This window comes from Pseudomonas sp. Soil_N_39, from assembly GCF_057655955.1.
Map to the genome: position 1 here is coordinate 91,677 of NZ_JBDGLI010000001.1, position 12,274 is coordinate 103,950.

Here is a 12,274-nt window from a genome sequence, read left to right on the forward strand (position 1 = left end):
TGTCAGGAAGGAAGAGCCATCATGGCTCTACCAGTGAGAACTAAAAATAGCACCTGAAAATGAAGCTCATGTGGATTTTTTCAGTCCGTTTTGCGATTGGTTCACTTTTTTTGATCCGGATCACGACTTAAGCGGCAATACTCAGAATGCCATCACACTTGGCTACGGGTGTCCTTGGCTTCGCCGAACTGCTCTGGCACGCGGTATTTCAAGGCGATGACCACGGCCAGGATCGCCATCGCCAGGGCGACGGCGAAGGTCGTGTGCAGCCCGTTCGTCACGGCTTCGGGGCTGGCGCGGGTGATGTCATTTGTCGCCGCTACAGTCGCAAACACCGCGCCGAGCACGGAGGCTCCGGTGAAGAAACCCAAGTTGCGCGACAGGTTGAGCAGCCCGGCTATGACACCCCGCCTCTGGGCGGCCACATCGGCCATGACGGCCGTGTTGTTGGCCGTCTGGAAAAACGCGTAGCCCAGGGTCGTGACCACGATGGCGGTGATATAGCCGGCGATGCCAAGGGCAGGGGCAACCAGTGACAGCATCAGGCAGCCGAGGGCCATGGTCGCCAGGCCGGCGAGTCGCATGGGCTGCACGCCGAACCGGTCCGCCAGGCGTCCGGCAGGCACTCCGGCCAGCGCTGCGACGCACGGCCCTGTCGCCAGCACCAGCCCGACGAGGGCCGCTGGCAGTCCGAGGGCGATGGACAGGTAAAAAGGCCCGACCAGCAGCGTCGCCATCATGATCGTTGCGACCAGGGCGCTCGTCGCCAGGCCCGAAACCAATGACTTGTCGCGAAAGACTGCCAAGGGAATCAGCGGCGACACGGACCGGGACTGGACCCGAACGAACAGCCCGCCGCCCACCAGCGCGGCCAGTAACAACGCAACATTCAACCCGCCAAAGTTTCCGCGCCCGGAGGTCATGGCCAAGGCATAGGTGGCGAGCGTCAACGCCAACAGCACTGTGCCGGTGATATCGAAGCGAGTCGCTTCAGCCTTCGGCGGCACTTGCCGCACCGGTAGCGCGTACCACGCCAGCCCTAACGTCAGCAGGCCGAGGGGGAGGTTGACCAAAAACAAGGCCTGCCAACCGAACTCGCTGATCAGCAGGCCGCCGAAGGACGGCCCAAAGGCCGTGCCCACCGCCGACAGCGTGGCCAGCAGGCCCATGGCGCTGCCGGCTTTCTCCTGGGCGACTGTTTCGCCGACCAGGGCCAGGGTCAGCGTCATCATGATGGCAGCCCCCAGGCCTTGCAATGCCCGACCCGCGACCAGCAACCAAAGCGAGGGAGCCAGGCCGCACAACGCCGAGGCCAAAGTGAACAGGGCGATACCGACCAATAGCAGCTTGCGACGACCCATCAGATCGCCCAAGCGGCCGACGCTGACAATCAGCGTGGTCATGGCGAGCAGATAGGCCAGCACTACCCATTGGACCTGTTGGAAAGAGGCATCGAGGACCTGGGCCAGCGTCGGCAACGCCACTGCGGCCACACTGGCGCCCAGGGAGGCCAGCAACGTTGAGAGCGCAAGGCTGGCCAAAGCCCAGCGAGGTGAAAAGAGCCGGTTTGCGGGTGCGGTTGCCGGCGGGTTTGGTTGCGTGTTGATGGGTTTCATCGTTTCACCTGTATCCGTGGCGCTCTAAACGGCGCTGTCAGAACATTACAGCTGGGCATAACATGGCGGAAGGCGCAGCATTTGCAGGTTATAGCTGCACAAGACGCCATCTACTCAACTCGAGACTCCGCCATGTCTTCGCCTGACCTCAATCTACTCGTCACCCTCGATGTGCTGCTCTCGGAAGGCAGCGTGGCCCGCGCCGCCCGACGGTTGCGGCTCAGCCCATCGGCCATGAGCCGGGCATTGGCACGGTTACGTGAAACCACCGGTGACCCGCTGTTGGTAAGGGCTGGGCGAGGGCTGGTGCCGACACCCCGTGCACTGGAGTTGCGCGAGCAGGTCAGCCAACTGGTGCTGCAGGCCCAGGCGGTGCTGCGGCCAGTGGCGACCCCGGACCTTGGCCGGTTGAACCGTACGTTCACGCTGCGCACCCGTGAAGGATTCGTGGAAAACTTCGCCATCGACCTGATCGCCCGTATCCACGAGCAAGCGCCGGGCGTGCGGTTGCGTTTCGTGGAAAAGACCGACCGGGACAGCACGGCGCTTCGCGAAGGCACCGTGGACCTGGAGACCGCCGTGGTGGACAAGGACACCAGCCCGGAACTGCGAACCCAGGCGTTGTTCAGCGACCGCTTGATTGGCGTGGTGCGCACGGGTCACCCGTTGAGCCACGCGGCGGTGAGTGCCCCCGGTTATGCGGCGGGCGGGCATGTCGGCGTCTCGATGCGCGGCCTGGACCATGGCCTTATCGACCAGGCCCTGGCGGCGCTGGACCTGTCCCGGGAAATCGTCACCACCGTGCCAGGTTTCTCTTCGGCGTTGGGGCTGGCGCGCTCCAGCGACCTGATTGCCAGCGTGCCTGAGCGTTACACCACCAGCCTGCGGGTCGGTCTGCACAGTTTCGCGCTGCCGTTCCCGGTGCCTGGATTCACGATCGCCATGCTCTGGCATCCGCGAATGGACGCCGACCCCGTGCATCGCTGGCTTCGGGGCTGTTTGCGGGAAGTGTGCGCAAGTAAACCATAGTGGTCTTAGTAGATATTCATTAATAGCACTTCGCTGGCACTTAGTTGGCGAAAGTGCGGCGCCGTGCACAAATGCCTAGTTATGGATATTTAATATTTAAATAGAGTTTTGTCCGACAATCTGTAACTCGGGCAGTTGAGCGTGCGCACTAAGAAGGTAGAAACCTATTGTTTCCGGGCGTTAAGGGAATCGACGTGAAATTGAACGAAAAAATTGCTAGACGTTTGATTTCAAATTGTGTCAGGTTTCTTGCGTCCTCATTGGGCGAGTGATAGGACGATCTCGCCAGAGATCGCCTGTCTGACTAAAAATGTTCCATTAGCAAACAAGGAAGTGTGTTTATGTCGAAAGTCAAAAACAGCGCTATTGATTCTGCCGAACAACTGCTCTGGGCTCCGCAATTGGCGGCGCCCAGTAATGCGTTCAACCAGATCAATAGTTTCAGCCATCAATACGACCGCGGCGGCAACCTGACCGTCAACGGCAAACCGTCGTACTCCGTCGACGAGGCGGCCACTCAATTGCTGCGCGACGGCGCGGCTTACCAGGACCGGGACGGCAGCGGCAAGATCGAGCTGACCTATACCTTCCTGACGTCTGCCTCTTCCAGCACCATGAACAAGCATGGGATCAGCGGCTTCAGCCAGTTCAGCGCCCAGCAGAAAGGCCAGGCCGCCCTGGCCATGCAATCCTGGGCGGACGTGGCCAATGTCACCTTCACCGAAAAAACCAGCGGTGGCGACGGTCACATGACCTTCGGCAACTACAGCGGCGGCCAGGATGGCGCCGCGGCGTTCGCTTATCTGCCGGGGACTGGCGCCGGTTATGACGGGACGTCCTGGTACCTGATCAACAGCAGCTACACCCAGAACAAGAACCCGGACCTGAACAATTACGGCCGCCAGACCCTGACCCACGAAATCGGTCACACCCTCGGCCTGGCCCACCCGGGTGACTACAACGCAGGTGAAGGCAGTCCGACCTACGACGACGCCACCTATGGCCAGGATACCCGTGGCTACAGCGTCATGAGCTACTGGAGCGAAAGCAATACCAACCAGAACTTCAGCAAGGGCGGCGTCGAAGCCTACGCCTCGGGCCCGCTGATGGATGACATCGCGGCCATCCAGAAGCTCTACGGTGCCAACACCACGACCCGTACCGGCGACTCGACCTACGGTTTCAACTCCAACACCGGTCGCGATTTTCTCAGTGCCTCTTCGTCGTCGGACAAAGTGGTGTTTTCGGTATGGGACGGGGGCGGCCGCGACACCCTGGATTTCTCCGGGTTTACCCAGAACCAGAAAATCAACCTCAATGACGCCTCGTTCTCCGACGTGGGGGGCATGGTGGGTAACGTGTCCATCGCCCAAGGGGCAGTCATCGAAAATGCTATCGGCGGTTCGGGCAGCGACTTGCTGATCGGCAATGCGGTGGCCAACGAACTCAAGGGCGGTGCCGGCAACGATATCCTTTGGGGCGCCGGTGGCTCGGACAAGCTTTGGGGCGGCTCGGGTTCGGACACTTTTGTGTTCGCCGCCAGTTCCGACTCACGGCCGGGGGCGACGGACCAGATCGTCGATTTCGTCAGCGGCCTGGACAAGATCGATCTGACGGGCATCACCAAGGGTGCGGGCCTGCATTTTGTCAGCGCCTTCACCGGTGCGGCGGGGGATGCGGTGCTGTCGACATCGGGTGGCAACAGCCTGTTGTCGGTGGACTTCTCCGGGCACGGCGTGGCTGACTTCCTGGTCAGCACCGTCGGCCAGGCAGCCGTTTCGGACATCGTGGCGTAATGCTGGAATCCCTGTAGGAGCTGCCGCAGGCTGCGGTCTTTTCGCTTGAGACTCAAGTGCTAGGGGAAAGATCGCAGCCTCGCTTCGCTCGACAGCGCCTACAGGACCCAGCCAGGATCAAGCCAATGCGTAGAGAATCGATGCCCTGTAGCGTTCAGGCAACCGTCGGGTTGCTCGCTACGTTGATGATGTTTTGTGGAGAAGTCGCCATGGCGCGCAGCCTGTTGTTAGCAGAACCCTCGCAGTTGGCCGGTCAGTGGCAGGCCGTTCTGTCGAGCCCGCAGGACACTGCGCAAAGCCAGGCGATGCAGGACAAACCGTCCAACACTTGCCTTGTCGAGCTCAAGGCGGACCAAACCCTGGGCGGACAAACCGAATGCCTGGGCCACTGGCTGGGGGATGAACCGGTCCATTGGTTTACCGAACCCGATGGTCTTTCCCTGATTGGCAGACAGAACTCTAGAGTGCACCTGGGGTTGCGCCAAGAACATCATTATCAGGTCACTTTGAAGTCCGGCCTGACACTCAGGCTTGAGCGGCCGATCCAGCGTTAACAAATTGTTACGATTGTCCCAGGGCGAGACGCGTATGTTCAATCAGGCGTGCGCATCGGCCGGGGCCGATTGAATAATTAAAGATTGGTAGTGCATAACAGCCGGATATCCGGCGAAGCCAACAGCAGGAAGATCCATGACTAAGAGCCGGGGCGCTGTCGCCGTGCCGTTGTTTAAAGCGCTGGGCGCTTATAAACACATTCTGATCAGTGTCGGTTGTTTTACTGCATTGATTAACGTCTTGATGCTTGCGCCGTCGATATACATGCTCCAAGTGTATGACCGCGGGTTGTCATCCCAAAACGAAACCACCCTGGCGATGTTGTCGTTGATGGTGGTCGGGTTCTTTGTGTTCATCGGACTGTTGGAAATAGTGCGCAGCTTCATTGTCATCCGCATCGGCAGTCAGTTGGAAAGACGCTTCAACCTCCAAGTGTACAAAGCTGCGTTCGAGCGCAATCTGTGTCAGGGCGAGGGCAATGCCGGGCAGTCCCTGGGCGACCTTACCCATGTTCGCCAATTTGTCACGGGACCTGCATTGTTCGCGTTCTTCGACGCGCCATGGTTCCCCATTTACTTGCTCGTGATTTATCTGTTCAACGTCTGGCTCGGTGTATTCGCCACCGTCGGCACACTGCTGCTGATCGGCCTGGCCTGCCTGAACGAAGCCATGACCAAAAAACCGTTGGGGCAGGCCAGTGTCTACTCACAACGATCCAGCCAACTGGCCACCAGCCATTTGCACAATGCCGAGACCATCCAGGCCATGGGCATGCTCGACGCGCTACGCAGCCGCTGGTTCGCCGTGCACTCGCGTTTTCTCGGTCTGCAAAACCAGGCCAGTGACACCGGTGCGGTGATCAGTGCCTTGAGCAAGACTCTGCGTCTGTGCTTGCAGTCGCTGGTGCTGGGGTTGGGCGCGCTGTTGGTGATCAAGGGCGAGATGACCGCCGGAATGATGATTGCCGGCTCGATCCTGATGGGCCGGGTGTTGAGCCCCATCGACCAGTTGATTGCCGTGTGGAAGCAGTGGAGCGGAGCCAAGCTCGCCTATCGCCGCCTCGATGCGCTGTTGCAGGCTTACCCGTCACAGGATGATGCGATGGCGCTGCCGCCGCCCAAGGGCCAGCTGAGTTTCGAGCAGGTGAGCGCCGGCCCGCCGGGGCAACGCAATGCCACCCTGCAGCAGGTCAGCTTCAGCCTGGCGGCGGGGGAAGTCCTCGGGATTCTGGGGGCTTCGGGCTCCGGTAAATCCACCCTGGCTCGTGTGCTGGTCGGCGTGTGGCCGACACTGGGGGGAAAGGTGCGGCTCGATGGGGCGGATATTCATCGCTGGAATCGCGACCAGCTCGGCCCGTATATCGGCTATCTGCCCCAGGACATCGAGCTGTTCAGCGGCAGCATCGCCGAGAACATCGCCCGCTTTCGCGAGGCCGACCCGCAAAAAGTCGTCGCCGCCGCGCAACAGGCCGGCGTCCATGAGTTGATCCTGCGCATGCCCCAGGGCTACGACACCGTGCTGGGGGAAGACGGCAGCGGTTTGTCCGGCGGGCAGAAGCAACGGGTCGCCCTGGCCCGGGCGATGTACGACCGGCCGAGCCTGGTGGTGCTCGACGAGCCCAACTCCAACCTCGACACGGTTGGCGAGGCCGCGCTCGCCGGGGCCATTGCGCAGATGAAGGCCCAAGGCACCAGCGTCGTGCTGATCACCCATCGTTCCTCGGTATTGGCCCAGGCCGACAAGTTGCTGGTGCTTGATGAAGGTCGGCTACAGGCCTTCGGCCCGAGCCAGCAGGTGCTGCGGGCACTGTCCGGGCAGCCGGATTCACAGGGCAACGCGCCGCGCCACTCACCGCCAAACAGCCCCCCGGCGACCCCCAACGGACTGAGCATGAGTCGCCAGTACCAGGCAGTCGGCAAACCGGGTGGCGTATGAGCAAGGAGTGCGAGATGAATCTCGAATTGGCCCAGGACTTCGAGCGCCCGGAGCGCGACGCCCGTTTCTTTACACGGATGGGTTGGGTGCTGGCACTGGTGGGGGCCGGCAGTTTTTTCACCTGGGCCAGCCTGGCGCCGTTGGACCAAGGCATCCCCGTGCAAGGCACCGTGGTGGTTTCCGGCAAGCGCAAGGCCGTGCAGTCGATGAGCGGCGGTGTGGTCAGCCGGATCCTGGTGCGCGAAGGCGAGGTGGTGAAGCAAGGCCAGCCGCTGTTCCGCCTGGACCAGACCCAGGCCGCCGCCGATGTGCAATCGCTGCAAGCGCAGTACCGGATGACCTGGGCCAGCCTGGCGCGTTGGCAAAGCGAGCGGGACAACCTGTTGCAGGTGAGCTTCCCGGCAGAGTTGAGTCGCGATCCCGATCCACGCCTGGCCCTGGTGCTCGAAGGCCAGCGGCAACTGTTCAGCAGTCGCCGCGAAGCCTTCGCCCGGGAGCAGGCGGCGTTGCGCGCCAACATCGAAGGGGCCACGGCGCAACTGGCAGGCATGCGCCGGGCCCGCAGCGACTTGACCGCCCAGGCCGACTCCCTGCGCCTGCAATTGGGCAACCTGCAACCCTTGGCGGACAACGGCTACATCCCGCGCAATCGCCTGCTGGACTATCAGCGCCAATTGTCGCAAGTGCAGCAAGAACTGGCGCAGAACAGCGGCGAAAGCGGGCGAGTGGAGCAGGGGATCGTCGAGTCGCGACTGAAGCTGCAGCAGCACAACGAGGAATACCAGAAAGAGGTGCGCAGTCAGTTGGCCGAGGCCCAGCTCAAGAGTGAAACCCTGCAACAGCAACTGAAATCCGCCGGGTTCGAGCTGCAACACAGCGAGATCCTCGCCACCGCCGACGGCATCGCCGTGAACCTGGGGGTGCACACCGAAGGCGCGGTGGTGCGCCAGGGCGACACCTTGCTGGAAATCGTCCCCCAGGGCACGCGGCTGGAAGTGGAAGGGCATCTACCGGTGCACCTGATCGACAAGGTCGGCCCGCATTTGCCGGTGGACATCCTGTTTACCGCCTTCAACCAGAACCGCACGCCGCGGGTGCCTGGGGAAGTCAGCCTGATTTCCGCCGACCAGATGCTCGATGAGAAGACCGGCGCGCCGTACTACGTGCTGCGCAGCAGCGTCAGCGACGTGGCGATGGACAAGCTCAACGGCTTGGTGATCAAACCCGGCATGCCGGCCGAAATGTTCGTACGCACCGGCGAGCGCTCGTTGCTCAACTACCTGTTCAAGCCGCTGCTCGACCGAGCAGGCTCTGCGTTGACCGAAGAATAAGGAAGCCTGGCGGTATGAAGCGTTTCTATTGGGTGGCCGTGCTGGCCGTTTCCGTGTGCAACAACGCCTGGGCCATGGGGCCCTTCGAGTTCTATGAGCAGGCGCTGCGCAATGACCCGGCCTACCTGGGCGCGATCAAGGAGCGCGATGCGGGCCTGGAGAACCGCGCCATTGGCCGCGCCGGGCTGTTGCCGCATTTGGGCTACAGCTACAACAAGGGCCGCAACCAATCCAAGGTCACGTACCTCAATGACCGTGGTGCCAGCCAGCATGACGATCGCAACTACAGCAGCTACGGCTCCAGTCTGACGCTGCAACAACCCTTGCTGGACTACGAGGCATACGCGGCCTACCGAAAGGGCGTGGCCCAGGCGTTGTTCGCCGACGAAAGTTTTCGGGACAAGAGCCAGGCGCTGTTGGTGCGGGTGCTGGGCCAGTACACCCAGGCGTTGTTTGCCCAGGACCAGATCGACATTGCCCAGGCCAAGAAAAAGGCGTTCGAGCAGCAATTCCAGCAAAACGAACAGCTGTTTCGCCAGGGCGAAGGCACGCGCACCGACATCCTCGAGGCGCAGGCACGCTATGAACTGGCAATCGCCGAAGAAATCGAGGCGAGGGACGAGCAAGACGCCGCCTTGCGTGAGCTCGGCTCGCTGATAGGCGTCCCGGCCCTGGATATCGGCGACCTGGCCCCGTTGCACGACACCTTCCAGACCTTTGTCTTGCAACCGGCCAGTTTCGACACATGGCATGAGTTGGCCGTGAGCAATAACCCCAGCCTGGCGTCCCAGCGCCAGGCGGTGGATGTGGCGCGCTTCGAGGTCGAACGCAACCGCGCCGGACACCTGCCCAAGGTCAGTGCCTACGCGACGATGCGCCAGAACGAATCGGAAAGTGGCAACACCTACAACCAGCGCTACGACACCAACACCATCGGCCTGGAAGTCAGCGTGCCGCTGTATGCCGGCGGTGGGGTCTCGGCGTCGACCCGTCAGGCCAGCCGCAACATGGAGCAGGCCGAATACGAGCTGGAGGCCAAGACCCGCGAGACGCTGATTGAACTGCGCCGTCAGTTCAGCGCTTGCGTGTCGGGGATGAACAAACTGCGCGCCTACCAGAAGGCCCTCAGCTCCGCCGAGGCGCTGGTGGTATCGACCCGGCAAAGCATCCTTGGTGGCGAACGGGTCAACCTTGACGCACTCAATGCCGAGCAACAGCTCTACACCACCCGCCGCGACCTGGCCCAGGCCCGCTACGACTACCTCATGGCCTGGACCAAGCTGCATTACTACGCAGGCACTCTTGGCCCGCAGGACTTGGCGAAGGTGGACGAGGCGTTTGTGTCCCAGGGGGCAATTCAATGACCAGCGCGTTGCCTTTGTGACCAGGGATTGCTCCCGCTGGGTTGCGCAGCGGCCCCAAAAAGCCTGGGAGCGCTTCGCACTCCAGCGGGAGCAATCTCTGGCCACAAAAAGCTGTACCACCCGGTTCTAGCATTCCAACAACAAAAAGAGGGCAACAACCATGGGTATCTACGACTACAAGAACTTCGGCACCACCGAATCCAAAGCATTGGTCAGCGATGCGATGGCAATCATGCTGTATTCCTATCACAACCTCGACAACGGCTTTGCCGCCGGGTACCAGGACAACGGTTTCGGCGCCGGATTGCCGGCGACCCTGGTCACCGCGCTGTTCGGCGGCACTGATTCCCAAGGGGTGATCCCCGGCGTGCCGTGGAACCCCGACTCGGAAAAACTCGCCTTGGAAGCGGTGCAAAAGGCCGGTTGGACGCCCATCAGCGCCTCGCAACTGGGCTACACCGGCAAGGTCGATGGACGGGGGACGTTCTTCGGCGAGAAGGCCGGCTACACCACGGCGCAGGCGGAAATCCTTGGCAAGTACGACGCCGATGGGCATCTGACGGAAATCGGTGTGTCGTTTCGTGGCACCAGCGGCCCAAGAGAGAACTTGATCGTTGACTCCATAGGTGATGCGATCAGCGATTTACTGGCGGCCTTCGGACCGAAGGATTACGCCAAAAACTACGCGGGCGAAGCCTTCGGCAATCTGCTCGCAGACGTCGCCAAGTTTGCCCAGGCCCATGGCCTGACCGGCGCGGACGTGCTGGTCAGCGGTCACAGCCTGGGTGGGCTGGCGGTCAACAGTCTGGCGGACTTGAGCACCAGCCAATGGTCGGGCTTCTACGCCGATGCCAACTACATCGCCTACGCTTCGCCAACCCAGAGCAGTACCGACAAGGTCTTGAATATCGGTTACGAGAACGATCCGGTGTTCCGCGTCCTGGATGGTTCGACGTTCAACCTCGCGTCGTTGGGAGTGCACGATGGGCAACAGGAGTCGGCCACCAACAACATCGTCAGCTTCAACGACCACTACGCTTCGGCGGCATGGAACGTGTTGCCGTTCTCGATTCTCAACATCCCCACCTGGATTTCCCACTTGCCCAGCGGCTACGGCGATGGCATGGGCCGGATCATGAGCTCGGCGTTCTACGACCTCACCGAAAAAGACTCCACCGTTATCGTCGCCAACCTGTCAGACCCCGCGCGCGCCAATACCTGGGTGCAGGACCTCAACCGCAACGCCGAAGCCCACACCGGCAGCACGTTCATCATCGGCAGCGACAGCAATGACCTGATCCAGGGCGGCAAGGGCAGCGACTACCTGGAAGGCCGCGCCGGCAACGACACCTTCCGCGATGGTGGTGGTTACAACGTGATACTGGGCGGGCAGGGCAGCAACAGCCTGCAACTGCAGCAGTCGGTGAAGGATTTCAGCTTTGCCCATGACGGGGCCGGAACGCTGTACATGCGCGATGCCCATGGCGCGATCAGCATCACCCGCGACATCGGTACCTTGGTCAGTAAAGAGCCCGGATTATTCTGGGGACTGCTCAAGAATGAGGTGAGCCATAGCGTCACCGCCAATGGTTTGGTGGCGGGCGGCAATCTGACCGCGTATGCGTCTTCGGTCAAGGGCAGTGCGGCCAACGACACCCTGGTGGCGGGAGCAAAGGGGGACTGGCTGTTCGGTCACGACGGCAACGATGTGCTGGTGGGCGGCGCGGGTAACGACACCTTCGTTGGAGGTGCGGGCAACGACCTGATGCAATCGGGCGGTGGCAGCGACACCTTCCTTTTCAACGGTGCGTTCGGCCAGGACCGGATCAGTGGTTATGGGGCGGGGGACAAGCTGGTGTTCCTTGGCGTACCCGGCGCCGGGGCAGGCCACGACTACAGCGATTACCTGTCACAAGTGGGCAATGACACGCTGCTTAAGGTCGGCGACAGTTCCGTGACCCTGGTAGGGGTTGGTATCGGTCAGGTTGGCGGCGACGGGATCGTATTCGCCTGATATCGCTATCGCGAGCAAGCTCGCTCCCACAGGGGATCTCGGGTGTATGCAAGATTTGTGTTCACCCCCGAAGCTGTGTGGGAGCGGGCTTGCCCGCGAAGGGGCCTGAACATTCAACATCATTGCAAGCTGATCCACCGCTATCGCGAGCAAGCTCCCACAGGGGATTTCGGGTGTACGCAGTATTTGTGTTCACCACCGGTCTTTTGTGGGAGCGAGCTTGCTCGCGATGGCGGCCTACCAGGCGAATCACAGGGAATCAGTCTTCCTTGCGAATGGTCGCCACATCATCGGCGCGGACCCGGACTTTCCTGCCGGAAATGTCCTCGAACTCGTAGAAACCGTCGGCGGTGCGGGTGTTGGGGGTGTCCTTGGTCAAATACTGGGTACCGTTTTGCAAGGTCACTACCGTGGGCGACGCGCAGCCAGCCAAAGCCATAAATGCCACGGCGACCAGGGGCAGGCCCAGAAACCTGATGTTCATAACCATAACCTCTCAATCAAAAGGACACGGAGCAGCTGATTCGACCGCGCCATCACATTAGCTAACCGCCATTGGTCTCGCTTGCCGTAGGAAAGTTCATCGCTAGCTGAAGGATTTCACCTTAAATATAGGAGACCGTTCATCTTTTGC

Annotated in this window: 9 protein-coding genes; 7 read left to right on the top strand and 2 right to left on the bottom strand. The window is 61.4% G+C overall.

Going from position 1 to position 12,274, the window contains the following annotated elements; genetic code table 11:
- Positions 1 to 152 precede the first annotated feature (152 nt).
- Positions 153 to 1,616: an MFS transporter gene (locus tag AC3A5O_RS00380; protein WP_487752716.1), complete on the bottom strand. Its 1,464-nt coding sequence runs from the start codon at positions 1,614 to 1,616 to the stop codon at positions 153 to 155.
- A gap of 132 nt (positions 1,617 to 1,748) precedes the next feature.
- Here AC3A5O_RS00380 and AC3A5O_RS00385 point away from each other — a divergent pair, with 132 nt between their 5' ends.
- The 7 genes from AC3A5O_RS00385 (at position 1,749) to AC3A5O_RS00415 (ending at position 11,640) form a co-directional block, all read left to right on the top strand.
- Positions 1,749 to 2,645, top strand: a complete 897-nt coding sequence (locus tag AC3A5O_RS00385) for a LysR family transcriptional regulator (RefSeq protein ID WP_122566923.1) — start codon at positions 1,749 to 1,751, stop codon at positions 2,643 to 2,645.
- A gap of 341 nt (positions 2,646 to 2,986) precedes the next feature.
- A complete protein-coding gene (locus AC3A5O_RS00390) occupies positions 2,987 to 4,441 on the top strand; it encodes a serralysin family metalloprotease (protein ID WP_487752717.1) in 1,455 nt (484 codons plus the stop codon).
- A 125-nt stretch (positions 4,442 to 4,566) separates the two neighbouring features.
- On the top strand, positions 4,567 to 4,995 hold the full coding sequence (locus AC3A5O_RS00395; protein WP_487752718.1) for an AprI/Inh family metalloprotease inhibitor: 429 nt from the start codon (positions 4,567 to 4,569) through the stop codon (positions 4,993 to 4,995).
- Between the two features lie 136 nt (positions 4,996 to 5,131).
- Complete coding sequence (locus AC3A5O_RS00400) at positions 5,132 to 6,931, top strand: type I secretion system permease/ATPase (RefSeq protein WP_122566921.1); 1,800 nt, start codon at positions 5,132 to 5,134, stop codon at positions 6,929 to 6,931.
- A complete protein-coding gene (locus AC3A5O_RS00405; protein ID WP_122566920.1) occupies positions 6,928 to 8,262 on the top strand; it encodes an HlyD family type I secretion periplasmic adaptor subunit in 1,335 nt (444 codons plus the stop codon). Before AC3A5O_RS00400 ends, AC3A5O_RS00405 begins: the two co-directional genes overlap by 4 nt.
- Before the next feature lie 14 nt (positions 8,263 to 8,276).
- Positions 8,277 to 9,626: a TolC family outer membrane protein gene (locus tag AC3A5O_RS00410; RefSeq protein WP_122566919.1), complete on the top strand. Its 1,350-nt coding sequence runs from the start codon at positions 8,277 to 8,279 to the stop codon at positions 9,624 to 9,626.
- A gap of 160 nt (positions 9,627 to 9,786) precedes the next feature.
- On the top strand, positions 9,787 to 11,640 hold the full coding sequence (locus AC3A5O_RS00415; protein WP_305467073.1) for a polyurethane esterase: 1,854 nt from the start codon (positions 9,787 to 9,789) through the stop codon (positions 11,638 to 11,640).
- Between the two features lie 259 nt (positions 11,641 to 11,899).
- On the opposite strand, the gene AC3A5O_RS00420 is transcribed toward AC3A5O_RS00415, so the two are convergent.
- Positions 11,900 to 12,124: a YgdI/YgdR family lipoprotein gene (locus AC3A5O_RS00420; protein ID WP_053119970.1), complete on the bottom strand. Its 225-nt coding sequence runs from the start codon at positions 12,122 to 12,124 to the stop codon at positions 11,900 to 11,902.
- Positions 12,125 to 12,274: the final 150 nt, after the last annotated feature.